This is a genomic window from Mucilaginibacter sp. UR6-1 (assembly GCF_020880975.1).
Classification (GTDB): domain Bacteria; phylum Bacteroidota; class Bacteroidia; order Sphingobacteriales; family Sphingobacteriaceae; genus Mucilaginibacter.
In genome coordinates, this window is record NZ_JAJIWP010000002.1 from 666,822 (window position 1) to 689,904 (window position 23,083).

25 protein-coding genes are annotated in these 23,083 nt (G+C 43.7%); 12 read left to right on the forward strand and 13 right to left on the reverse strand.

Features of this window, described 5'->3' with window-relative positions; translation table 11 throughout:
* Positions 1-128 precede the first annotated feature (128 nt).
* Positions 129-1,739: an MFS transporter gene (locus LJ707_RS08280; protein ID WP_228950341.1), complete on the forward strand. Its 1,611-nt coding sequence runs from the start codon at positions 129-131 to the stop codon at positions 1,737-1,739.
* A gap of 166 nt (positions 1,740-1,905) precedes the next feature.
* Entirely contained in the window at positions 1,906-2,370 is a 465-nt protein-coding gene (locus LJ707_RS08285; protein WP_228950342.1) for a dCMP deaminase family protein, read from the forward strand.
* Here LJ707_RS08285 and cmk read toward each other — a convergent pair.
* Complete coding sequence (cmk, locus tag LJ707_RS08290; protein ID WP_228950343.1) at positions 2,360-3,037, reverse strand: (d)CMP kinase; 678 nt, start codon at positions 3,035-3,037, stop codon at positions 2,360-2,362. The genes LJ707_RS08285 and cmk overlap by 11 nt on opposite strands.
* A gap of 58 nt (positions 3,038-3,095) precedes the next feature.
* On the opposite strand from cmk, the gene arfB reads away from it, so the two are divergent.
* On the forward strand, positions 3,096-3,506 hold the full coding sequence (gene arfB / locus LJ707_RS08295) for an alternative ribosome rescue aminoacyl-tRNA hydrolase ArfB (protein ID WP_228950344.1): 411 nt from the start codon (positions 3,096-3,098) through the stop codon (positions 3,504-3,506).
* Here the strand turns inward: arfB and LJ707_RS08300 are convergent.
* From LJ707_RS08300 to lon, 3 genes are all read right to left on the reverse strand, one after another.
* A complete protein-coding gene (locus LJ707_RS08300; protein WP_228950345.1) occupies positions 3,503-4,456 on the reverse strand; it encodes a lipid A deacylase LpxR family protein in 954 nt (317 codons plus the stop codon). The genes arfB and LJ707_RS08300 overlap by 4 nt on opposite strands.
* A gap of 59 nt (positions 4,457-4,515) precedes the next feature.
* Entirely contained in the window at positions 4,516-5,082 is a 567-nt protein-coding gene (locus tag LJ707_RS08305; protein ID WP_228950346.1) for a hypothetical protein, read from the reverse strand.
* Positions 5,083-5,186: 104 nt separating this feature from the next.
* A complete protein-coding gene (gene lon / locus LJ707_RS08310; RefSeq protein ID WP_228950347.1) occupies positions 5,187-7,661 on the reverse strand; it encodes an endopeptidase La in 2,475 nt (824 codons plus the stop codon).
* Positions 7,662-8,000: 339 nt separating this feature from the next.
* Here lon and LJ707_RS08315 point away from each other — a divergent pair, with 339 nt between their 5' ends.
* Positions 8,001-8,633: a hypothetical protein gene (locus LJ707_RS08315; RefSeq protein ID WP_228950348.1), complete on the forward strand. Its 633-nt coding sequence runs from the start codon at positions 8,001-8,003 to the stop codon at positions 8,631-8,633.
* Here LJ707_RS08315 and LJ707_RS08320 read toward each other — a convergent pair.
* Both LJ707_RS08320 and gpmI read right to left on the reverse strand, forming a co-directional pair.
* Positions 8,630-9,166 (reverse strand): hypothetical protein, encoded by a 537-nt coding sequence (locus tag LJ707_RS08320; protein WP_228950349.1) that lies wholly within the window; start codon positions 9,164-9,166, stop codon positions 8,630-8,632. The genes LJ707_RS08315 and LJ707_RS08320 overlap by 4 nt on opposite strands.
* Complete coding sequence (gene gpmI / locus LJ707_RS08325; RefSeq protein ID WP_370632382.1) at positions 9,153-10,676, reverse strand: 2,3-bisphosphoglycerate-independent phosphoglycerate mutase; 1,524 nt, start codon at positions 10,674-10,676, stop codon at positions 9,153-9,155. Before gpmI ends, LJ707_RS08320 begins: the two co-directional genes overlap by 14 nt.
* Positions 10,677-10,774: 98 nt before the next feature.
* Here gpmI and LJ707_RS08330 point away from each other — a divergent pair, with 98 nt between their 5' ends.
* From LJ707_RS08330 to LJ707_RS08350, 5 genes are read left to right on the forward strand one after another with little or no spacing between them, the layout of a single operon-like run.
* Positions 10,775-11,170, forward strand: coding sequence for a DUF4783 domain-containing protein (locus LJ707_RS08330; RefSeq protein ID WP_228950350.1), 396 nt, complete (start codon positions 10,775-10,777; stop codon positions 11,168-11,170).
* Positions 11,171-11,215: 45 nt separating this feature from the next.
* Positions 11,216-12,058, forward strand: coding sequence for a carboxylating nicotinate-nucleotide diphosphorylase (nadC, locus tag LJ707_RS08335; protein ID WP_228950770.1), 843 nt, complete (start codon positions 11,216-11,218; stop codon positions 12,056-12,058).
* Positions 12,059-12,105: 47 nt separating this feature from the next.
* Positions 12,106-12,753, forward strand: coding sequence for a glycerol-3-phosphate 1-O-acyltransferase PlsY (plsY, locus tag LJ707_RS08340; RefSeq protein WP_228950351.1), 648 nt, complete (start codon positions 12,106-12,108; stop codon positions 12,751-12,753).
* A 29-nt stretch (positions 12,754-12,782) separates the two neighbouring features.
* Positions 12,783-13,568 carry a M48 family metallopeptidase gene (locus LJ707_RS08345; RefSeq protein WP_228950352.1) on the forward strand — a complete coding sequence of 262 codons (786 nt, stop codon included), beginning with the start codon at positions 12,783-12,785 and terminating at the stop codon, positions 13,566-13,568.
* Between the two features lie 40 nt (positions 13,569-13,608).
* Entirely contained in the window at positions 13,609-14,358 is a 750-nt protein-coding gene (locus LJ707_RS08350) for a YqjF family protein (protein ID WP_228950353.1), read from the forward strand.
* A 1-nt stretch (position 14,359) separates the two neighbouring features.
* Here LJ707_RS08350 and LJ707_RS08355 read toward each other — a convergent pair whose 3' ends face one another.
* From LJ707_RS08355 to LJ707_RS08380, 6 genes are all read right to left on the reverse strand, one after another.
* Positions 14,360-14,758 carry a type II toxin-antitoxin system VapC family toxin gene (locus tag LJ707_RS08355; protein ID WP_228950354.1) on the reverse strand — a complete coding sequence of 133 codons (399 nt, stop codon included), beginning with the start codon at positions 14,756-14,758 and terminating at the stop codon, positions 14,360-14,362.
* On the reverse strand, positions 14,746-14,982 hold the full coding sequence (locus tag LJ707_RS08360) for a hypothetical protein (RefSeq protein ID WP_228950355.1): 237 nt from the start codon (positions 14,980-14,982) through the stop codon (positions 14,746-14,748). Before LJ707_RS08360 ends, LJ707_RS08355 begins: the two co-directional genes overlap by 13 nt.
* 63 nt (positions 14,983-15,045) lie before the next feature.
* The gene (locus LJ707_RS08365; RefSeq protein WP_370632383.1) at positions 15,046-16,308 is read right to left on the reverse strand and encodes an anthranilate synthase component I family protein; all 1,263 of its coding nucleotides are present in this window, start codon (positions 16,306-16,308) and stop codon (positions 15,046-15,048) included.
* A gap of 69 nt (positions 16,309-16,377) precedes the next feature.
* On the reverse strand, positions 16,378-17,661 hold the full coding sequence (locus tag LJ707_RS08370; RefSeq protein WP_228950356.1) for an adenylosuccinate synthase: 1,284 nt from the start codon (positions 17,659-17,661) through the stop codon (positions 16,378-16,380).
* Positions 17,662-17,697: 36 nt separating this feature from the next.
* Entirely contained in the window at positions 17,698-18,165 is a 468-nt protein-coding gene (locus tag LJ707_RS08375; protein WP_194101335.1) for a Fur family transcriptional regulator, read from the reverse strand.
* 175 nt (positions 18,166-18,340) lie between these two features.
* Positions 18,341-20,566, reverse strand: coding sequence for a bifunctional (p)ppGpp synthetase/guanosine-3',5'-bis(diphosphate) 3'-pyrophosphohydrolase (locus LJ707_RS08380; protein ID WP_228950357.1), 2,226 nt, complete (start codon positions 20,564-20,566; stop codon positions 18,341-18,343).
* 111 nt (positions 20,567-20,677) lie between these two features.
* Here LJ707_RS08380 and LJ707_RS08385 point away from each other — a divergent pair, with 111 nt between their 5' ends.
* The 3 genes from LJ707_RS08385 to bshB1 are packed head-to-tail and all read left to right on the forward strand — an operon-like array spanning position 20,678 to position 22,536.
* Entirely contained in the window at positions 20,678-21,301 is a 624-nt protein-coding gene (locus LJ707_RS08385; RefSeq protein WP_228950358.1) for a DUF4294 domain-containing protein, read from the forward strand.
* Position 21,302: 1 nt separating this feature from the next.
* Positions 21,303-21,806, forward strand: a complete 504-nt coding sequence (locus LJ707_RS08390; protein ID WP_228950359.1) for a glutathione peroxidase — start codon at positions 21,303-21,305, stop codon at positions 21,804-21,806.
* A gap of 7 nt (positions 21,807-21,813) precedes the next feature.
* Positions 21,814-22,536, forward strand: a complete 723-nt coding sequence (bshB1, locus tag LJ707_RS08395) for a bacillithiol biosynthesis deacetylase BshB1 (protein WP_228950772.1) — start codon at positions 21,814-21,816, stop codon at positions 22,534-22,536.
* A 3-nt stretch (positions 22,537-22,539) separates the two neighbouring features.
* Here the strand turns inward: bshB1 and LJ707_RS08400 are convergent, their stop codons facing one another.
* Positions 22,540-22,965, reverse strand: a complete 426-nt coding sequence (locus tag LJ707_RS08400) for a hypothetical protein (RefSeq protein ID WP_228950360.1) — start codon at positions 22,963-22,965, stop codon at positions 22,540-22,542.
* Positions 22,966-23,083: the final 118 nt, after the last annotated feature.

The following is a 23,083-nucleotide window of genomic DNA, read 5'->3' on the forward strand; positions in this document are numbered from 1 at the left end:
GATTTTATCTCATAACGCAAACAAAAAATGTATGTGCCGCGGTAATAAAATGTAATCTTATAACAGGAAATTATAAAAATTGATTTATGTTAGTGCTTTAAACAAAATTCGTACAACCAACTTATAAAATGGAACAAAACAAAACGAAAAGCTACGGATCGGCGCTGTATACCATAATTACAGTGTTCTTCTTCTGGGGCTTCCTGGCAGCATCTAACGGTATTTTTATCCCGTTCTGTAAAGCTCATTTTAGTTTAACGCAATTTGAATCTCAGCTTATTGACTTTACCTTTTACGGTGGTTACTTTATTGGTTCACTTATTCTGTACTTTGCCTCGGCAGCTACGCGTATTGATATTCTGAACAAAATGGGATACAAGAATGGTATTATCGTGGGCCTTATCATATCTGCCGTAGGCGCGCTTATCATGGTGCCGGCCATCAATTCGGGTTCTTTCGCGTTCATATTGGTAACATTCTTTATTATAGCATTAGGCTTTTCGTTACAGCAAACGGCGGCAAACCCGTTTGTTATAGCTCTGGGTAGCCCCGAAACCGGTACACACCGGTTAAACTTTGCCGGCAGTATCAATAACTTCGGCAGTATAATGGGCCCTATCATTGTAAATATTGTTTTGTTTGGCTCGGCAGCGGCAAAAATTCCGGCTTCTGAGGTTAAAATAGCTTCGGTAAACAGTTTGTATTTGATACTGGCAGGCTTATTTATCGCGGTGGCTATCTTCTTCTGGATCTCAAAATTACCAAGTGTAACCAGCGATGAGGAAATTGAACCAAGCAGCAAGGCCAACAAGCCCCTGGGCATTCTGTTTATCGCGTTCCTGCTTATCCTGGCGGCTGATCCGCTTAGCAATACAACGGGTGTGCCACAACCTTACTTTGTATATGCTTCATTAGCTATAATTTTAGTTACGCTTATCGGTTCGGTATCGGCATCAAGCAAAAGCAAAATTGGCTGGGGTGCTATGCAATACCCGCAATTGGTTTACGGTATGCTGGCCATATTTACTTATGTAGGCGTTGAGGTAACTATACAAAGCAATATGGGGGCCTTGTTAGAGAATCCTTCATTCGGTGGTTATACAACAGATCAGGTTGCTCCGTTTATATCATTATATTGGGGTAGTTTAATGGTTGGCCGCTGGACAGGGGCTATTGCAGCCTTTAACTTATCTAAAACTGCTAAATTGATTTTGACCATTGTTGTGCCTTTTGTGGCCTTCGGTGTAATATTGGGTGTTAATGCCGCCACGGGTACCAATGTATCCAATCTTTACCCGTATGCAATTTGCGTAGCTATACTGATTGTAGGCTTCCTGATCGGTCAGCAAAAACCGGTACGTACCCTGGCATTGTTTGGTATATTAGGTGCTATCGCGATGATTGTAGGTTTAATGACCACAGGCATGGTAGCTATTTTCGCATTTTTAAGCGGTGGTTTATGCTGCTCTATTATGTGGCCTTCAATATTCTCACTATCAGTTACCGGTTTAGGCAAATACACCAGCCAGGGCTCAGCGTTCCTGATCATGATGATATTAGGTGGATCGATCATTCCGCCGGTGCAAGGTATCCTGGCTGACTCAGAAGGTATTCACGCTTCATATATCGTTCCGGTTATCGGCTTTGCTTATCTGGCTTTCTTTGCCTGGAAAGCAGGTGCCATACTTAAATCACAAGGTATAGATATTGACAGTGTAGAAGCCGGGGGCGGGCACTAATTCTTTGGTCATTCGTCAATAGTCATTGGTCAGTTGTCAGTAGTCATTGTATTTACAGGACACTGATAACTGACCAATGCTTTTATAACATAAAGCAGTTTAATTAAAATTGACCGATGACCAGGTAATCAACCCCAATAACTAATGACAACTGACTAATAACAAAATGAAGCCCAGTTTCGATAACATATTTATGAACCTCGCGACCGACTTAGCCCGTCGGTCGCATTGCGTTAAGGCGCATGTGGGTGCGGTGTTGGTGAAAGATACGCGCATCATTTCAATAGGCTACAACGGGCCACCTTCGGGTACCCACAACTGCGATGAGGAATGGCCTGATACCGGCTGCCCTCGCGATGCCCGCGGAAGCTGCTCATTAGCATTACATGCCGAGGAGAACGCGATATTGTATGCCGTTAAGAACGGTGCCAACCTGCAGGGCGCTACGCTGTATACCACGCTGTCGCCATGCCTGCCATGCGCCAGGCTGATATTTTCGGCAGGTATAAAGCACGTGTTCTACAATAAATCGTACGCGGCATACAAAGGCCTGCCCAGCGATGAGGGGGTGGATTTTTTAAACCGTTTCGGTGTAAATACCGAGCGGTTTGATGGTGATATTATGCCTTAATAAAGGGTGTTATCTTATCCAGCGCAAAAGTTAGCTGTTCATCGGGGGTAAGGTAGCTGTTGTCCAAAACAATGGCATCTTCGGCCTGTACCAGCGGGCTTTCCTTGCGGGTGGTATCATCATGATCGCGCAGGGCAAGGTTATCAAAAACCTCTTCCATTGTGATGTCCGGCTGCTTAACCACCAGCTCCTTGTAACGGCGTTCGGCACGAATTTTAGGGTCGGCGGTCATAAACAACTTAACCTGCGCATCCGGAAATACGGTAGTGCCAATATCGCGGCCATCCATTATAATATTGATGGATTTACCCATCAGTTGCTGTTGCTTTACCATGGCGTGGCGCACGGCTGGTATGGCGGCTATCTTGCTAACATTTGAGGCCACATGCATCTGCCTGATCTCCTCTGATACATCCTCATCATTCAGAAAAATATTTACCTGCCCGTCCTGTGTTTTAAGGGTGATATGAATATTGTTCAGGGCGGTTTCAACTGCTGTTTCATTGGTAACATCAACCTCATTACGCAAAAAGTAAAGCGTAACGGCACGGTACATGGCACCGGTATCAATGTAAACAAAGTCGAGTTTTTTTGCTAAGGCTTTGGCAATGGTACTTTTACCGCACGACGAGAAACCGTCAATGGCTACAACTATATTGTTACTCATAGTGCATCCAAGATACAAAATATAAGCATTGCCCCTATAAACAATTTATATTTGCCGCATGAATGCAAATAAGGCAGAGCTGCAAAAGGAGGTGGCATACAAAACCTCGCGCAGCGGCGGCAAGGGCGGGCAAAACGTTAACAAGGTATCAACCAAAGTGGAGCTGCTTTTTTCGGTAGATGATTCATCGTTATTTAATGAAGATGAAAAGCAGCTCATTAAAGGTAGGCTGCAATCGCGCTTTAACAAGGATGGCTTTGTACAGGTTGTGTGTGATGAGGAGCGCAGCCAGTATTTAAATAAAGAGAAAGCGCTTGAAAAGCTGATAGGCCTGCTAACAAAAGCCATGCAGGTTGATAAACCCCGCAAGCCAACAAAAGTAAGCCGTTCTGTAAAGGCTGCCCGTGCGGAAAACAAGCGCCAGCAATCGGCCAAAAAGGAAAGCCGTAAACGTAACTACGATTATTAATTAAAGCGGTACAAAATAGTAGCCGATCCCCATTGGTGGGCTTTTAGCATCTCCTTAGTGTCCTTGGTTTGAAAGATGGCCGACAGATCAAAGATCCAGCGCTCGCCGCCATAACTGATACCAACCTGCTGGCTGAATACAATGGGCTTACGGGTAAGCGTAACCTCAACGCCATTAGCATTGTTGTTAAACAGGCTGCCCTCTATAGTAGCATCATAAGCCACGTAGCGCAACATCGGGCGCAGGTAAAAAAAGAATTCGCGCTTATTTAGCGGCTCAAACCCGCGTTGTTTAATAGCGGTACTCTGTGTACTCACCGAGTTGAATAGCTGGTTAAAGTTACCCAATCGCACCAAAAAACCAGCACCCGCGCCGGTAAAGCCTGTACCCAGGTTAGCATATGTATTTAATGATATATCGGCATCTTTGCCCGCACGGCCAATCAGCCGGTTGTATTCGCCCTGTAAATTGAACTGAAAATTATTGCGTATCTGGTATTCCCAGCCCTGCAATTCATAAAAGCCAAAGGTATTGTGTATCACCTCCTGCGCCTGGCGGCCAAGCGCGGCAGGGCCAACCATGCCTATCTGCGCACCCAGTTTCAGGTTGCTCTCGTTACTATATAAAAGGTTGAGGTTGGCACCCGCGTATAAGTAACCGGCAAAAGGGCGGTCAACCAGTTCACGGTCGGGTGTTTGGCCGCTTGCAGGGTTAAATATTTTTTGCCCGGCTTCAATACCTAATACTTTATTTTTAAAGCGGGTGGTATCATCAACATTCAGTCCCCGTCTAAAAAATACGAACAGGCCATTGGTATAATAACGGTCAGACCCTTGTGCCAAAAAGGAATCATTATCACTTTGAAAGCCAAATTCGTTACGGTGTGTTTGCGCAAATGTATTAATACCCGAAAATAGGCATACAACAAACAGGATAAGTTTATTTTTCATTCAGAAAATTACAGATGTGCTAATGTAAAGAAAGGAGGGATAGTTATATGACTAAATTTTTAAAATGCGTAGCCAAAACTTATATAAGGCCAGTAGGGTAAAAACCGCTCTGAGTTTATTACCGGGCTAACGCCTCCTCTGAATGAAAAACCACCATCAACCGGCTGATAGCGATAGCCAAAGTTCAGGGTGCCAATAATGCCGCTGTTAACGTCATCCGCGCTGTTACCGTAGTTCGTGTTGTCAAAAAATAAATCGTTTGAGTTTACATTATAGTAGGTAATACCACCGCCCACCTCAAAATATTTTCCGTTTTTACCGGCCAAGTAGTTTACTACTAAAGGTACGGTAAAAAGGTGCTCACCCGCATTGGCATAATAGCTGATACCTGCACGGCCTCCCCAGCCATTCTGCTGCTTTTTAAAGCGTACATCATAGTTAACAGAGTATGCGGCACCCGGGCCAAGCAATTCAAAAAAGAAGGTTTTGGCTCTCTTGTTGGCATCTGTATATTTAGCAGAATCTGCCTGCGGCAGTTTTTGCGCGGTTGCAGATATAAAACTGATGCATAAAGCAGTAAGTGCGAGATATTGTAAATGTTTGATCATTCGGCGTTTAAATGCCATGAAGATATCGGTTTAGATTAAATAAACCGTAAAGTTTAAATTAAAAAAGCAGGAGTATGGCTCCTGCTTTTTATTATGTAGATTTCCCCTTGAAGGGAGTACGATCAATTTACCTGTTGAACTTCCTTTTCCTTTATGGTGAGGTCGATAGGTTCTTTTACCTTTTCGTTAAGCAAGGCAAGGTTGATTACCTCGCGCATATCGGTAACGTAATGAAAGGTCAGATCCTTAATATAATTCTCCTTGATCTCCAGTATGTCCTTCTGGTTTGATTTACACAGGATGATCTCCTTGATATTAGCACGTTTCGCAGCCAGTATCTTTTCTTTAATACCACCAACAGGCAGCACACGGCCGCGCAGGGTGATCTCACCCGTCATGGCCAGGTTTTGCTTAACCTTACGCTGTGTAAATACCGATGTAAGGGCTGTTAGCATGGTGATACCGGCTGACGGGCCATCCTTTGGTGTTGCACCGGCAGGCACGTGTATGTGTAAGTCCCACTGATCGAACAGGCGGGCATCAATATCAAAATAAGAGGCATGCGCACGCAGGTAAGCAAGGGCTATCACAGCCGATTCCTTCATTACATCGCCCAGGCTGCCTGTAAGCGTAAGCTTGCCTTTACCGGGGCTCAGGCTGGCCTCAATAAATAAAATATCGCCGCCTACGGATGTCCAGGCCAGGCCTGTAACTACACCGGCAACATCATTGCCTTCGTACAAATCCTTATCATAAACAGGGGCACCCAAAAAGGTTTCAATATCCTTTTTGTTAACATTGCTGTTGTAGGGTTCTTCAAGCGCAATACTTTTGGCTATGCCACGCACTACCGAGCCTATCTTTTTTTCCAGAGATCGTACGCCCGATTCGCGGGTATAGTCCTCTATTACCTTTTCAATAACATCACCTTTAAGGGAGATATCTTTAGCTTTAAGGCCATGGGCTTCACGCTGCTTGGGCAGCAGGTGCTGCTTGGCTATCTCTATCTTTTCTTCAATGGTGTAACCGTTTACTTCGATGATTTCCATACGGTCAAGCAAGGCCGGCTGTATGGTGCTCAATGAGTTAGCTGTAGCGATGAACATCACGTTAGACAGATCGAAATCCAGCTCAACGTAATGGTCATAAAAAGTACTGTTTTGTTCAGGGTCAAGCACCTCAAGCAAGGCCGATGACGGATCGCCCCTGAAATCATTACCTACCTTATCTATCTCATCCAGAATAAATACCGGGTTAGCGGCACCGGCTTTTTTAACCGATTGAATGATACGGCCCGGCATTGCGCCGATGTATGTTTTACGATGACCGCGTATCTCAGCCTCATCGCGCACGCCACCAAGGGCCATACGTACATATTTACGCCCAAGCGCTTTAGCTATTGATTTACCCAGGCTGGTTTTACCCACACCCGGAGGGCCTACAAGGCACAGGATAGGGGCCTTCATGTTATGCTTTAATTTAAGCACGGCCAGGTACTCAATTATACGGCGCTTAACTTTATCCAAACCAAAATGATCCTTATCCAGCACCTTTTGAGCGCGTTTAAGGTCAAAGTTATCTTTGGTAAATTCGTTCCATGGCAAATCAAGCAACAACTCCAGGTAGTTCATCTGCACCGAGTAGTCGGCAGCGGCAGGATTGGTGCGGGCCAGTTTTTCAAGCTCCTTGTTAAAGTGTTCGCTTACTTCTTTAACCCATTTCTTTTTTAGGGCACGCTGGCGAAGGTTCTCTATCTCAAGGTCCGGACTGCTGCCACCAAGTTCTTCCTGTATGGTTTTAAGCTGCTGGTTCAAAAAGTAATCGCGCTGTTGCTTATCAAGGTCAACACGTACTTTGGTTTGTATCTGGTTTTTAAGCTCCAGCATCTGCAGGTCAAGCGTAAGATGCTCAAGCACCATATTGGCACGGTCGCGCAGGTTTGAAACCTCAAGCAGGCGTTGTTTGGCCGCCATATCGGCATTCATGTTTGATGCGATAAAGTTAATCAGGAATGCCGTGCTCTCAATATTCTTTATGGCGATACCAGCCTCGCTCGGTATGTTTGGCGATAACTGGATAATGCTCATGGCCATATCCTTTACGGATGAGATCATGGCTTTGAATTCTTTATCCTCTTTGCCCGGTACATCACGGTACGGCTCAATGGTTGCCCTCAGATAGGGTTCGCTTTGCAGCTCATCTTTTAGCAAAAAGCGTTTTTTACCCTGGATGATTACCGTAGTATTGCCATCAGGCATTTGCAGTACCTTGATAATAACGGCAACAGTACCTACATTATATAACTGGGTGAAGATCGGGTCTTCAATAGATACATCCTGCTGTGCAACAACACCTATCATGCGGTCGCCTTTGTTAGCGTCGCGTATCAGTTTTATAGATTTATCACGCCCTACGGTGATAGGGATAACCACTCCCGGAAACAATACAGTGTTGCGCAAAGGCAATATCGGTAATGAATCGGGTAACTCCTCGTTGTTCATCTCCGCCTCGTCTTCGGTAGACATCAGCGGGAAGAATTCTGATTCATCATTTATGATCGGTAAAGTATTTTTAAAGTCAAACGGATCGTAACTCATTAAATTAAATTTTTAGCGCCATATTGTCAGCATGGGGTATGCCCTTGCATTTAAAATGGTGCTATTAAACAGTTGTAATATATGGTTCAACACCTGTGCCAATAATCAATATAATTGCAGCTTTATAGCCTTAAAGTGCTAATGTGCTGTAAATAAAGGTGTCAGGATAAAGTTTGGTTATTTAGCGCGGTAATACTATATACGGAAAGTGCTGAAAAAAAGTCACCTCGGTGGGGTTATTTATACCGGATATAAATATCACAATTAGTGTATAACCACATAATATTTTGTTGCAAAGTTAGTTAATGTTATACTAATTTTGTTCACCCGCAGGCTATTGTGAAATTATCGGCTATAATATCGTTGTTACTTATTTCATCCATTGAAACATCAATGGCCCAAAGCGCCTATGTAAAACTTGGCGAGCAGGCATTGCTGGATGGTAATTTTAAAGCCGCGGTTAAGCAACTTGAAAAGGCCTGTCTTGTTGATTCGAGCAATGCAAATGCCTTGTGGATGCTGGGCTACTCGTACTACCACAGCGAAAACTATAAAAAATCTATTGTTGCCTATACCAAGGTGATCTCTATAAAACCTGTTGATGCTTCGGCATATTACTACAGGGCCCGTTCAAAAAGTTTTTTAGGGCGGGATGTTTCACTCCCGGTACCCGAAAAGGAGAAGCACTTGCTCGGTGCCATACAGGATCTGACAAAGGCCATAGCCGTTAGTGCCGATCCGAATGATATGAAGCTTTACCAAAACCGGGGCATAGCTTACCGCGAGTATGGTTTATTTAAGCTGGAACATGCTGCCAGCGGTGCCGACAAAAATCGTGGTGTAAACTCTCTCCGTGCTTCTATCGCTGATCTGGAAAAGGTAATGGAAAGTAATCCAAGCCGCAGCGATATATCAACGCTGATTGATCTATCCAAAGAAAAACTCGCTACCGCAACCGGCAAACGCAATTAAAATTTACTGTCAATATCGTAGCTGTTAGCGCCAAGCAGGCGTACATGCTGCACTTTGCTGATGTGGTAGGCCGAATCCGGATAATACATCAGCTTTTCGGTGCTTGAATACAGCAGGTTACTGGTGTGGTTAACAATCAAAATTGAGCGGATGCTTTTGCCATTGTTCACCACGGTGATAGACCGGGTTTTAAGATCAGGTTGTTTGGCTTTGTAAATGGTGGTGTTGCCGCGCTTTATTACGGCGTAACTGCTGCGCCAGGCCGGTTTATTGATGTCTGATCCGGCAAACAGCCCTAATTCATCCTTCCAGCTTGCAATGGCAATGTCCTGGCTCTCGCCATCAAGATTATGTTTAACCGTTTTTTTTACGCGCGGATGCTGCTTGGTCAGCCGGTCAGCCTCGTGGCCAAAATAGCCCTTAACATCAAAATATTGCGCGTTATTAACGGTCACATCAGGCTTGCATGCGCTAAAGCCCGATGTGATCGCTACGGAATATATAAATGTTTTAAAATGCTTATACCAATACATCACCCGTCATTTCGGCCGGGATATTAACGCCCAGAATTTTAAGTACGGTTGGGGCAATATCGCCAAGCTTTCCGTCTTTTACTGTTTTAACATCATTATCAATAATAATACATGGCACCAGGTTAGTGGTGTGCGCCGTATTTGGCGATCCATCCTCGTTTATCATAAAATCAGCATTACCATGGTCGGCAATGATGATGAAAGAGTAACCATTTTTTAAGCCGGTTTCAACCACTGCCTGTGTACAGGCATCAACAGTTTCTGCCGCTTTAACCACCGCTTCAAACACGCCGGTATGGCCAACCATATCGGTATTGGCAAAGTTAAGGCATACAAAATCAGGCCATTTTTGCTCCAGTTCAGGAATGATGGCATCGCGTATGCCCTGCGCGCTCATCTCCGGCTGCAAATCGTAAGTAGCAACTTTTGGCGATGGCACCAGCAGGCGTTTCTCGTTATCAAACTCACGCTCACGGCCTCCTGAAAAGAAGAAGGTAACGTGCGGATATTTTTCTGTTTCGGCAATACGTATTTGTGTTTTACCGGCATCCTGTAATACCTCGCCAATAGTTTTGGTCAGGTCTTCCTTACGGAAGATCACCTCAACATCCTTAAACGTTTCGTCATACGATGTCATGGTTACATATTTTATCTTCAGCGGATGCAGGTTGTATTCAGGGAATGGCTTTTGTGTAAGCGCCAAACTGATCTCGCGGCCACGGTCAGTACGGAAGTTAAAGCAGATCACCACATCGCCCTCCTTAATAACCGCTACCGGAGCACCATTGTCATCAGTTTTTACTACAGGCAGTATAAACTCATCGGTAACTCCTTCCGCGTACGATTCTTTAATGGCATCAGTAATACTTTGTACTGTTTTGCCGGTACCGTTCACCAACAGGTCATAAGCTTGTTTTACGCGTTCCCAGCGGTTATCGCGGTCCATAGCATAATAACGACCGATGGCAGATGCCAGTTTTGCCGAAGTAGGGGCAATGTATTGCTCCAGGTCAGTAACAAAACCCAGGCCTGATTGCGGGTCGGTATCTCGGCCATCTAAAAACGCGTGGATAAATACCTTATCAAGCCCGTATTGCTGCGTAACATCAACCAAACCTTTAAGATGATAAATGTGCGAGTGCACACCCCCGTCAGACACGAGGCCGATGAAGTGTACATCCTTGCCGTTTTGTTTGGCATAATCAAGGGCTTCCTTAATTACCGGGTTACCGGCAAGCTCTTTCTCATCAACCGCTTTGTTAATGCGGCCAAGCTCCTGGTAAACCACGCGGCCGGCGCCAAGGTTCATGTGCCCAACTTCGGAGTTACCCATTTGCCCGGCAGGCAAACCAACGGCCGTGCCCGATGCTTCGAGTTTAGAATTTGGATATTGCTGTAACAGCGAATCAAAAAATGGCGTATTGGCTGTATATATAGCGTTAGACTGATCCTGACGGCCATATCCCCAGCCATCAAGTATCATCAGTACAAGTTTTTTATTAGTTTCCACATCGCAAATATAAAGGCATCGGGTAAACTTTAATAAATTATAAGTAGTAATATGCTTGTTTAATTGTAATAATTTGTTGTAAATTGCTATTGAGGATTATGAGAAAGCTGCAATTTTTGCCGGTATTGATTATTTGCTACCTGTTGCCGATGGCTGTAATGGCCGATCAGATAGATGGCATAGCGGAGTTGTTTAAACAAGCCAACGCTACCGAGCTTACCAAAAAGCTGGCACCGGTACTTGATGTTTCAATACTTAAAAAGGAAGAAACATACTCTAATACTCAGGCTGGTATCATATTAAGTAAATTCTTCACACAAAATAAACCCAAAAGCGTTAAAGTACTTCATCGGGTTAATACCAGCAACACCTACCGGTTTGGTGTTTTGTTACTGGTTACTGATAAAGGCACTTTCCGGGTATCGCTCACTTTAAACAGTGTTAAAGGCGAACTCCAGATCATTGATTTGCGGATTGAAGCCGAAAAAGCTTAATAATTGTCAATTGTTCTTATTTTTGAGGGCATTAAACAAGCAGATTTGGATAAGGAACTGATCAAAGACTTTATTGTCAACTCATTACAGGAAGATGTAGGTGATGGCGACCATACCTCGTTAGCCACAATTCCGGCCGGTACCACAGGCAAAGCCCGTTTACTGGTTAAAGATGATGGTATTTTAGCCGGTGTTGAACTGGCGCTATACATATTTAATATTGTAGACCCCACGCTTAAAGTAAGCACCTTTTTAAAAGATGGCGACAGTATAAAAGTAAAGGATATTGCTTTTGAGGTTGAAGGCAGTGTGCACAGTATACTGGTTGCCGAGCGCCTGGTACTGAACTGTATGCAGCGCATGAGCGGTATTGCCACCCGTACCCGCCAGATAGTTGATCTGCTGAGCGGAACTAACACAAAAGTGCTCGATACCCGAAAAACTACCCCCGGCCTGCGTTATCTCGAAAAATGGGCCGTACGTATTGGCGGCGGCGTTAATCACAGGTTTGGTTTGTATGATATGATACTGATCAAGGATAATCATGTTGATTACTCGGGAGGGATAAGGGCTGCCATTGAAAACGCGCTTGAGTACACGGCTACCCATAAAAAACTGGCCATTGAAATTGAGGTGCGCAATATTGATGAGCTGGAGCAGGTATTGCAAACCGGCGGTGTTGACCGTATATTGCTTGACAATTTTAAGTTTGATGAATTAAAGCAAGCCGTTAATATTATAAACGGCAGGTATATTACCGAGGCATCAGGCGGTATCACTATTGATAATGTGCGTGATTACGCGGCATGTGGTGTTGATTACATATCAATGGGTGCGCTAACACATTCAGTAAAAAGCCTCGACCTTAGCTTAAAAGCAGTTAAATAGATGATAATAAACTTTACGTTTAATAACTTTATTCACACAGCGGGTATATGATATCCATTTATTCAATTACAGCACTTATACTGGCTTACCTTTGCGGGTCTATACCAACGGCTGTTTGGATAGGTTTATCATTTTACGGTATTGATGTACGTGAGTATGGCAGCGGCAATGCCGGTGCAACCAATACCTTCAGGGTATTGGGTAAGCAGGCGGGCATCCCCGTAATGCTTATTGATATACTGAAAGGATGGACAGCCACTAATCTTGCCTATCTTATTGGGGTATCAACCACAGGCCCGTATAATTCAGTAGCGTTTACCAATTACGCGCTTGCCCTGGGCATAGCCGCGGTAATGGGCCATTTGTTCCCGGTATTTGCCGGTTTTAGGGGCGGCAAAGGCGTGGCCACACTGTTTGGAATGATATTGGCTATAAACCTGCACGCGGCCCTGCTTTGCGTAGTGGTATTTATTGTTGTGCTGCTAATAACCAAATATGTGTCATTAAGCTCAATAATTGCCGGTTTTACTTATCCCATCGGTGTAGCGTTCATTTTTCCGGTGTATATAAAATCGGTCATTATTTATGGCATGTGCATTTGTTTGCTGGTACTGGTAACACATCAAAAAAATATCGAACGCTTATTAAAAGGCAAGGAGTCGAAAGTTAATTTATTTAAAAAAAAAGTCACTTAAACTCTATGAAACCATTTAAACCAATTGCAATGCTTGCCTTAGTTGTAGGTATTGTTGCTTATTCGTGTTCAACTGTACCGCTTACCGGCCGTAAACAGCTTAGCCTTGTAAGTGATGACCAGATTAACCAGGCAGCGGCACAAAGCTATCAGCAACTACTTTCCGATCCGAAAACAAAAGTGATTAGTGGTACAAGTGATGCGCAGCGCATTAAAACAATAGGCGGCAGGCTTGCTGTAGCTATCGAGAAATATTTAAAAGATAATGGTTACGCCGATCAGTATAACTTTAAATGGGAATTTAACCTCATACAAAGCCCTGAAATAAATGCCTGGTGTATGCCGGGTGGTAAGGTGGCTGTATACAGCGGTATATTGCCGGTAACCAAAACTGATGCCGGTTTGGCCGTAGTAATGGGCCACGAAATTGCCCACGCCATAGCCCGCCACTCGGCCGAGCAAATGTCAAAACAAATGGCTGCCCAGGCTGGTGGTGCTGTAGTAGGCGCGGCAACCGGTGGCCAATCTCAGGCAACACAGGCTATAGTTGGGCAATTATATGGCGTAGGCGGCCAGTTGGCTATGCTAAAATACTCACGCGATAACGAATCAGAGGCTGACAGGCTTGGTCTGATCTTTATGTCAATGGCGGGTTATGACCCAAATGAGGCTGTCGCTTTTTGGCAACGTATGGCTGCATCAAAACAAGCAGGCGGCGCTCCACCCGAGTTTTTGAGCACTCACCCTTCGGATGCTACCCGTATCCGCAACATACAGAACCGCATACCGGAAGCGATGAAGTATTATAAGAAATAACAATCATATATCCCGCCCTCAAAAAGCGGGATTTTTTATAATGGCTAAAATTAAATTTCTTACTGCCACCTGGAAAAACCTTGTAATGATCAATTACGAGGTCGATCATGAAATATTGAAACCATATTTACCCGCCGCTACCGAGCTTGACCTATGGCAGGGCAAATGCTTGGTGAGCATGGTAGGCTTTCTGTTTTTAGATACGCGTGTGCTGGGTGTAAAGTGGCCGGGACATATAAATTTTGAAGAGGTAAACCTGCGTTTTTATGTGCGCCACTTTGACGGTACTGAGTGGAAGCGCGGAACTGTTTTTGTAAGTGAGATAGTGCCGAAGGCAATGATACCACTGATTGCTAATACGCTGTACAAGGAGCATTACCGCCGTTTGCCCATGAGGCATAAAATTACGGCGGTTGATGCCAACCATACATCATATCTTTATGAATGGAAACTTAATGGCAGATGGAACAAACTTGGCGCAACCGTAAATACTGATTTTGCACCAATGTTGCCGGGTAGTGCCGAAGAATTTATATTAGAACACTATTGGGGCTACAACCGCCGTAGCGATGTAAATTCCATGGAGTACCAGGTGGAGCATGTGCCCTGGCATGTAGGCAAGGTTACTGATTTTGTTTTTGAGGCCGATGTTAAAGAACTATACGGCCAAGCCTTTGAGCCGTTTTTGACGGTTAAACCATATTCGGTATTTTTTGCTGAGGGATCGGAGATCAGTGTCAGGGCTGCAACGCGAGTGCTGATTAATTCGGTTATTAAAAATAACAAATAAACTATATGTTATAAGGGTCTACCGTTAAAACCTCTTTTATAATCTCGAAATCTTTGATATTGCGTGTAACCAAAATGGCATCATTTACTATGGCTGTTGAAGCAATTATAGCATCAGGAAGCTTTATTTTGTATCGTTTACGCAAATAAATGGTTTGAGCTGTCACCTTTTCAGTCAATCCCCAAATATTACTTTGATCAATAAAACTATTCAAAGTATCAGTCGACGAAGGATGTCCCAGGACTTCAATTTTTGTTATTATAGATATATTAAAGCCGTTCTCTAAAATATCAGTTATGAAATTTTCACTCTCTTTTGGTAGCAGTCCACCTATGTAATCAATCAAAACGTTACTATCAACAAGATAGATTTTGGGTTGTGCTAATTTCACTTTTCCCATTCGTTACGGCTTTTTTCAATATCTGAATTAATTTGCCTGGCAGCATCTTTAGATAAGGCTCCAATAAAATCTGAGATATTTTTTTTGGGTGCAGGAATGTTGGTTTTAGGTGATGACAGATCGTTAAGGTCGCTATGACGGGACTTTATCTCATTCCACTCAGCAATAGGTATTACTACTGCGATATCATTACCCGCTTCATCTGATATATATTGTAATGACATGTTGTTTTCTTAATTTGTGTCTATCAAAAATAAGCAATTCATTCCAAAATAACTTAATACATATTATCTCCCTAATACTTCCAAAATAGCCTTAGCCTTTAACAAACATTCTTCATATTCCTGCTCCGCATCGGCATTAAAGGTTATGGCGCTGCCGGTTTGAAAGGAGAGATATTGAGTTGATGCATTGTATAGCAGCGTACGTATTACTACATTAAAATCAAAATCACCATCAGCGCTAAAATAGCCTATAGCGCCCGAGTATACACCGCGTTTACTGCGTTCATATTGTTCCATCAATTGCATGGCGCTTACTTTGGGTGCGCCGGTCATGCTGCCCATCGGAAAGGTGTTTTTTATGGCCTGCACATCGCTGATGGCTTTATTCTTTTCGCACACCACTGTCGAGATCATTTGATGCACCTGTTTAAAGCTGTACAGCCCAAACAGCTCCTCGGTTTTAACAGTACCCTGTTTGGCTGAGCGGGTCAGGTCATTACGTACCAGATCCACGATCATTACATTCTCTTGCAGTTCCTTGGTGTGTTGCTTTAATGACGCTTTTTTGGCCTCATCCTCGGCAGGGTTATCGCTGCGTTTTGCAGTGCCCTTTATGGGTTGTGATATGAGTTTATCACCACGCCTGGCCATAAACCGTTCCGGCGAGGCGCATACAATGTATTTATCTCTCAGCTTAAAGTATGACGAGAACGGGTTAGGGGAGATACTGTTTAGTTTATTATATATGCTAAGCGGATCGATCGTAGTATTCTCAGCATAAAACTCCTGGCAAAAGTTAGTTACATAAATATCCCCGCGGGCTATGTGCTGCTTAATTCTGTTGGCCGTTTGCAGGTATTCCTCCTTGCTGAAACGGGCTTTTATATGAGCTGATACCGGTTGATCGGTTGAGTGTATTGATGCCTGTTCGATATTTTTTAATATAGTATCCGGCTCATCACTGATTATCTCGGCCTCAATACCTCTTATGATTATAAGGTGCTTTGGCGCAAAAAAGTAAAGATCCGGAAAGCGTAATCCGTCAGAATTGATTGATGACAAACTTTCCACCTCATTTTTCAGATCATACCCGAAAAAGCCGGTTACCCAACACTGATGCTTTTGCCTGAATTGATCTAAATGCTCAAAAGCTTTGCCTGTATCGGCGGTTAATTCATCTTTTACGCCTGCCGCTATCAGCGCTTCAAACTTGCCGTATTTATCCGTAAAATTATTTGAATTTAAGCAGCAGGCCACATCAAAACCATCAGCCCATGCAAATGCTTTCTGCTTAAATTCTTCGGGATTTTTGAGTGTGATAATCACTATGCAAAAATAGTAAAAACAAAAGGCCGGATTAACCGGCCTTTGAGTATATCTGAATTTATTTATGTCTTAGTCCTGGTGTAAAACTAATGTTTGCACTCTATCAGGGCCAACAGAAAGATATTTAACGGGAACACCTAATTCTGCTTCCAGAAAATCGATGTAAGAGGCCAGCTTGGCAGGTATTTGGTCAAGCTCGGTAATGCCGGTAATATCCTCGTGCCAGCCGTCAATTTCCTTTAAAACAGGTTTCGGCTCAATAGTACAAATATCATACGGCATGTAGTCAATAATTTCATCTGCATAGTCATAATGCGTGCAGGCATATATCTTCTCAAAACCGCTTAATACATCGGCCTTGGTCATTACCAGTTGGGTAACACCGTTAAGCATAATGGCGTATTTTAAAGCAGGCAGATCAATCCAGCCTGTACGGCGTGGCCTGCCGGTAGTAGCGCCAAATTCATGGCCTATTTTACGCAGCTCTTCGCCGGTTTCGTCGTGCAGTTCAGTTGGGAACGGGCCGCCACCAACACGAGTGCAATAAGCTTTAAAAATACCAATTACATCACCAATCTCTTTAGGTGCTATACCTAAACCGGTACAAGCGCCGGCGGCGGTAGTGTTTGATGAGGTAACAAATGGATATGAGCCAAAATCAATATCAAGCATGGCGCCTTGTGCACCTTCGGCCAGTACTTTTTTGCCTTGTTTAATATAGTTGTTAACCAAGTGCTCCGAGTCAACCAATTCAAACTGTTTAATCAGATCAATGGCTTCAAAAAATGCTTGTTCACGCTCGCTGAAATCAGCCACATCGCCGTAAAGTGATTGCAGCATTGATTTATGTTTTTCAACCAGTTTGTCGTAACGTTCTTTAAAATCAGGCAAGGTAATGTCACCTATACGCAGACCGTTACGACCGGTTTTGTCCATATAAGTAGGGCCAATACCTTTAAGCGTTGAACCAATTTTGCCTTCGCCCATCTTTTTTTCTGACGCGGCATCAAGCAATTGGTGGGTAGGCAATATTAGGTGCGCTTTTTTAGCGATCACCAGGTTTTTTTTCGCCAGCAGGTCATGCCCGGCATCTTTTAACTTATCAAGTTCCTTTTTAAGGGTTATAGGGTCAATAACTACACCGTTACCTATCAGGTTAAGGGTGTTATCAAAGAAAATGCCTGACGGTATGGTGTTCAATACAAACTTTTTACCATCAAACTCCAGCGTATGGCCGGCATTGGGGCCGCCCTGAAAACGCGCTATAAGATCATATTCGGCGCTTAGTACGTCAACTATCTTACCTTTACCTTCGTCGCCCCATTGGAGGCCTAATAAAACATCAACAGCCATTATTTAAATTGCAATATTGTGTGAAAGGCGGCAAAGTTAAACTTTTCTGTCACAAACACCTTCTTTTAATTTAACACAATTTCCGTACAGGTTAAGCGAGTGGTGTTTTATCTCAAATTTTAGGATATCGCCCATCATGCTTTGTATCTGCTGTATGCGCGGATCGCAAAATTCAACCACCTTGCCGCAGTCAATACAAATAATGTGGTCGTGCTGCTTAAAGCCGTATGATTTTTCAAATTGGGCCATGTTTTTACCAAACTGGTGTTTGGTAACCAAATCGCATGATACCAGCAGCTCTAAGGTGTTGTAAACCGTAGCGCGGCTAACGCGGTACTTTTTATTTTTCATGTGGATATATAGTGATTCCACATCAAAATGGTCATTACGCGAATATATCTCTTCCAGTATGGCGAAGCGCTCAGGTGTTTTGCGCAGGCTTTTATTTTCAAGATAGGCCTCGAATATCTTTTTTACCAGTGCTATAGTTTCCTGTTGGGGCATAAATTTAGTAGTGCAGTAAAATAAAAAGTAAAGGTATTAATAAAAGGTGATTAGTGGTTAGTTATTAGAGATTAGTATATAATTATGATTTTGAATTGAAAATCAGAAGGGAAAAGCTTCAAAGCCTAAATGCTAAGCCGACATTCTAATACAAATCACTAATCTCCACCAATCACTAACTCACCGCTTTTTCGGCAACCGAGTCAAAACGATCAACCGAGGTTACACCGCGCACCTGTTTAAGCTTCTTAACCAGATCTTCAAGATGTTGGGTGTCATTTACATAAACCATTATCGAGCCTTCAAAAATACCGTTGTCGCTATCAACCGTGATGGAGCGCATGTTTACCTTAAAATCATTTGATATTACGGTGGTCAGTTTGTTGATCAAGCCTACATCATCAATACCGCGTATACGCAAACCGGTTAAAAATGCCAGTTCCTGCTGGTTTGTCCAACGGGCTTTCACAATCCGGTAGCCATAGTTTGCCATAAGTTTAGCGGCGTTAGGGCAGTTGGTGCGGTGTATCTTTATACCTTCGCTCACTGTGATAAACCCAAAAACATCATCACCGGGTATAGGGTTGCAGCAGTTGGCCAGCTTGTAGTCAATCTTCTGCATATCCTCACCGATCAGCAGCATATCGCTGTCTTTGGTTTTTATGCTCTTGATCAGGTTTTGCACCTGGTCGGCCTCTATCTTATCCTGCGGTTTGTTTTCGATCACCTTTTCAGATGCCTGGTACTCCTTCAGGTCCTTCATGTCAATCAGGCCTTTGGCTACATTGTAAAACAGGTCCTGGGTTGATAGTAGTTTAAAATAATAGCTCAGCTTATGCAGGTTGTCGGAGTTGTAGGTTATCTTGAGCGATTTCAGTTTGCGCTCAAGTATCTCCTTGCCATCCTCGGCAATTTTGCGTTTTTCCTCTTTAAGGGCCGATTTTATTTTGGCTTTAGCCTTCGCGGTAACCACAAAGTTAAGCCAATCCTCTTTAGGCGTTTGCTTGCCCGAGGTGATGATCTCCACCTGATCGCCGTTTTGCAGTTTATAGTTAAGCGGTACCAGCTTATGGTTCACCTTAGCGCCAATACAGCTCGCGCCAACGTCAGTATGTATCTCAAAAGCAAAATCAAGCGCGGTGGCGTTCAGCGGTAATTGTATAAGCGCGCCTTTCGGGGTAAAGATGAAAATCTCGTCCGAAAAGAGGTTCATCTTAAAGTCGTCAATAAAGTCGAGCGCGTTCGAGTCAGGGTTCTTTAACAGCTCGCGTACCTTGGTTACCCATTGGTCAAGCCCGCTATCGCTGCTTGATTCCTTGTACTTCCAATGCGCGGCAAAACCTTTCTCGGCAATCTCATTCATGCGGGTGGTACGTATCTGCACCTCCACCCATTGGCCTCGCGGCCCCATTACCGTAGTGTGTAATGATTCATAACCGTTTGCCTTTGGCGATGATATCCAATCGCGCAGACGGTCAGGGTTGGGGCGGTACAGGTCAGTAACTATTGAATATGCCTTCCACGAGTCTGATTTTTCATTTTCAGGCGTGCTGTCCAATATAATGCGGATGGCAAACAGGTCATATACCTCCTCAAAAGGAATGGCCTTTTTTTTCATCTTGTTCCAGATGGAGTGTATAGATTTTGGCCTGCCAAAAATATCAGCATGTAATCCCTGCCCTTCAAGCGTTTTTTTAACAGGTTCGATAAAATCGCGGATAAATTTTTCGCGCTCGGCCTTTTTCTCGTTTAGCTTGCGCTTAATAAGCTGGTAGGTATCCTTCTCCATGTATTTCATAGAGAGGTCTTCCAGTTCAGATTTTATAGCATATAAACCCAGGCGGTGGGCGAGGGGGGCATATAGGTATACCGTTTCTGATGATAATTTAAGCTGCTTATCCCGCGGCATAAATTCCATGGTGCGCATGTTGTGCAGCCGGTCAGCCAGTTTTATCAGTATCACCCTAACATCATCGGCCAGGGTAAGCAGCATCTTACGAAAATTCTCGGCCTGTAATGAACTGTTGGTATCAAACACGCCCGAAATTTTGGTAAGCCCATCAATTATCTTGGCTACTTTTTTACCAAACTCGCGCTCAATATCATCCAGTTGTACATCAGTATCCTCAACCACATCATGCAGCAGGGCGCATACAATGGATGTGGTGCCCAAACCTATCTCCTCGGCAGCTATTTGCGCTACCGCTATAGGGTGGTATATATAGGGCTCGCCTGATTTGCGGCGCATATCCTTATGGCTTTCAAGAGCCATATCAAAGGCCTTGCGTATCATGCGCTTATCACCCTTTTGCAGGGTTGATTTGCTGGCACGCAGCAATGCCCGGTAACGTTTTAGTATCTCCTTTTTCTCAGCTTCCAGGTCAATCACCAAATCTTTCATGTATAGCCTTGCAGTGTAAGTATTTATAATTATTTTGTAACAAAAATTGTAAATTGCGGGTAATAACCAATTACCTGAAAAATTGCACTAATTTTGCATACAAGTAAATATATGAAATTTATCGGTTTTATACTGTCATCGTTTTGTTGTTGTTTACCCATGCTGGTAGCAGCGCAAACTGATAGTGCCAAACCGCAAATGGTGATCGGCAAAAACGATACCATCAAAACTTACCTTACCGAAAATAATGGTGAGCTGATGCCATGGATTGTTTTGCCCGACATTAAGATAGTTGACACCCGTATATTTGCCAGCGAAGAAGATCGCCTGAAATACAAACGCTTGCGTTATAATGTAATGAAGGTTATGCCATACGCCCGCTATGCCGGCGAGAGGTATCGCCAGTTACAGCGCGACCTTGCATTAACATCCGACAAAAAGAAACAAAAGGAACTTGTTAAGGCTTGCGAAAAGCAGATAAAAGACCTGTTTAACCGCGAGATAAAGAACATGACCATTAGCCAGGGCGAGGTACTGATAAAACTGATTGACCGTGAAACGGGTAACAGCAGTTATGCCATGCTCAAGGAGTTAAAAGGTGGGCTTAATGCCTTTATGATGCAATCCGTAGCGCGAATTTTTGGGCATAATTTAAAACAAGAATATGACCCTGAAGTTGAAAGGGACATTGAGGAGGTTATCCGCGCATCCGGATACGACAGGGCTTATTATTAAAATGACCGAGAACACCATTTACCAGTACGATATACAAAAGCTTAACGGCGATCAGTTAAATTTATCAGCTTTTAAAAATAAGGTGCTGCTGATCGTTAATACCGCGTCGCAATGTGGCTTTACCCCGCAGTTAAAAGATCTGGCTGCCTTAAAACAAGAATTTGCCGGACAGGATTTTGAGATACTTGCCTTTCCATCCAATGATTTTGGCAAGCAGGAGCCCCTCGAAGGCCAGGCACTAAGTGAATTTTGCGAAGTGAACATACCTAACTACATGGTTTTTGACAAGCTGCGTGTACGCGGCCCCTATGCGCACCCCCTGTTTAAGTTTTTGGCCGATAAAAAGCAGAATGGCGTTTTAAGTTCAACCCCTAAATGGAACTTCCATAAATACCTGGTTGACCGAACCGGCCGGGTGGTCGACTTTTTTTACCCGTTCACTAATCCCACATCATCAAAGATCCGCAAAAAAATAACCCGGTTATTAGAGGCCGGTAAACTATAAATATATGTTGAAATTAGATATACTGGTATTGTCTGTACACCCGGACGATGCTGAATTAGGTTGTGCCGGTACCTTGCTTAAACATATTGCCATGGGCAAAAAAGCAGGTATTGTTGATTTAACACTTGGCGAACTGGGCACACGCGGTACCGCCGAGATACGCGCCGCAGAAGCTGCCGCATCCGCCGAAATATTGGGCCTTGCCGTACGCGAGAACCTGGAGATACCTGACGGATTTTTTCAGAACACCAAAGAGTATCAGCTTAAAGTTATCGAGGCCATACGTAAGTATCAGCCCGAGATCATCATCACCAATGCTTATCATGATCGCCACCCCGATCATGGCCGTGCCAATCAACTGGTAGAGGCATCTGTTTTTCTTTCGGGCTTACGCCGTATCGAAACTTTTAATGGGGGTGAATTACAGGATGTATGGCGCCCTAACCTGTTGCTGCATTTTATACAAGACAGGTATATTGAGCCCGATATTGTGATAGATATTACTGAATACTGGGATACAAAGGTTAAAAGCGTAATGGCTTTTGGCTCGCAGTTTCATAACCCGGATTGGGATCCTAATGAGCCGCAAACCTACATTTCATCGCCTGATTTTATTAAGGTTGTTGAAGCGCGCGCGCTTGAATTTGGTAAAAATATGGGTGTTAAATATGCTGAAGGTTTTACCTCCGCTAAAATATTAGGGGTTGATAACCTGTTTAATTTACGTTAGGGCTCAGGCCTTAACGTAATCAAAGCGATTGTTATCCCGGCTTTTCTCACGGCGAAGCTTATCCTCGTTCACCAGTTTTAGCAGGATGCCTGATAGTTCGGAGGTTTTAAAGTCCGAATCGTAATTTTCTTTACAATAGTTGGCTATTGAGGATATAGAACGCGGCACATCAAAAAAATCTGTAGCAAGCAACTGGTTGAGTACACGGGTAGCGCCCGGCTTTTTGCGGACCAGGCCGGTAGTTTCGCCATCGGCCCTGAAACGTTGAGCACGTTTGCTCAGATCGCCATCTTCAAACCTATCCGCATCAATAAGAACATCGAACAGCTTTTCGGCAATTTTTACCTGCACGGCCTCTGATTTAAATGTATTCACAACCTCCGAAATTTCGGCGAGTTGTTTTTTCAATTTCTCCATTTGTTTGTTCATGACAGGATAGATCTTTTTTAGTCAGTACTACTTTAAAAAGCAAGGGTATCACTACATTTTTATATTATCCCGCTTTGTTGGATAGTAATAATACCTGTTAAATAACGTGTTGTAACGA

Excerpts from the sequence above, each read along its gene's own strand:
- LJ707_RS08280 (WP_228950341.1), top strand. The coding sequence starts at position 129 with ATGGAACAAAACAAAACGAAAAGCTACGGATCGGCGCTGTATACCATA.
- LJ707_RS08285 (WP_228950342.1), top strand. The coding sequence starts at position 1,906 with ATGAAGCCCAGTTTCGATAACATATTTATGAACCTCGCGACCGACTTA.
- cmk (WP_228950343.1), bottom strand. The coding sequence starts at position 3,037 with ATGAGTAACAATATAGTTGTAGCCATTGACGGTTTCTCGTCGTGCGGT.
- arfB (WP_228950344.1), top strand. The coding sequence starts at position 3,096 with ATGAATGCAAATAAGGCAGAGCTGCAAAAGGAGGTGGCATACAAAACC.
- LJ707_RS08300 (WP_228950345.1), bottom strand. The coding sequence starts at position 4,456 with ATGAAAAATAAACTTATCCTGTTTGTTGTATGCCTATTTTCGGGTATT.
- LJ707_RS08305 (WP_228950346.1), bottom strand. The coding sequence starts at position 5,082 with ATGGCATTTAAACGCCGAATGATCAAACATTTACAATATCTCGCACTT.
- lon (WP_228950347.1), bottom strand. The coding sequence starts at position 7,661 with ATGAGTTACGATCCGTTTGACTTTAAAAATACTTTACCGATCATAAAT.
- LJ707_RS08320 (WP_228950349.1), bottom strand. The coding sequence starts at position 9,166 with ATGTATTGGTATAAGCATTTTAAAACATTTATATATTCCGTAGCGATC.
- LJ707_RS08330 (WP_228950350.1), top strand. The coding sequence starts at position 10,775 with ATGAGAAAGCTGCAATTTTTGCCGGTATTGATTATTTGCTACCTGTTG.
- plsY (WP_228950351.1), top strand. The coding sequence starts at position 12,106 with ATGATATCCATTTATTCAATTACAGCACTTATACTGGCTTACCTTTGC.
- LJ707_RS08345 (WP_228950352.1), top strand. The coding sequence starts at position 12,783 with ATGCTTGCCTTAGTTGTAGGTATTGTTGCTTATTCGTGTTCAACTGTA.
- LJ707_RS08350 (WP_228950353.1), top strand. The coding sequence starts at position 13,609 with ATGGCTAAAATTAAATTTCTTACTGCCACCTGGAAAAACCTTGTAATG.
- LJ707_RS08355 (WP_228950354.1), bottom strand. The coding sequence starts at position 14,758 with ATGGGAAAAGTGAAATTAGCACAACCCAAAATCTATCTTGTTGATAGT.
- LJ707_RS08360 (WP_228950355.1), bottom strand. The coding sequence starts at position 14,982 with ATGTCATTACAATATATATCAGATGAAGCGGGTAATGATATCGCAGTA.
- LJ707_RS08370 (WP_228950356.1), bottom strand. The coding sequence starts at position 17,661 with ATGGCTGTTGATGTTTTATTAGGCCTCCAATGGGGCGACGAAGGTAAA.
- LJ707_RS08375 (WP_194101335.1), bottom strand. The coding sequence starts at position 18,165 with ATGCCCCAACAGGAAACTATAGCACTGGTAAAAAAGATATTCGAGGCC.
- LJ707_RS08380 (WP_228950357.1), bottom strand. The coding sequence starts at position 20,566 with ATGAAAGATTTGGTGATTGACCTGGAAGCTGAGAAAAAGGAGATACTA.
- LJ707_RS08385 (WP_228950358.1), top strand. The coding sequence starts at position 20,678 with ATGAAATTTATCGGTTTTATACTGTCATCGTTTTGTTGTTGTTTACCC.
- LJ707_RS08390 (WP_228950359.1), top strand. The coding sequence starts at position 21,303 with ATGACCGAGAACACCATTTACCAGTACGATATACAAAAGCTTAACGGC.
- LJ707_RS08400 (WP_228950360.1), bottom strand. The coding sequence starts at position 22,965 with ATGAACAAACAAATGGAGAAATTGAAAAAACAACTCGCCGAAATTTCG.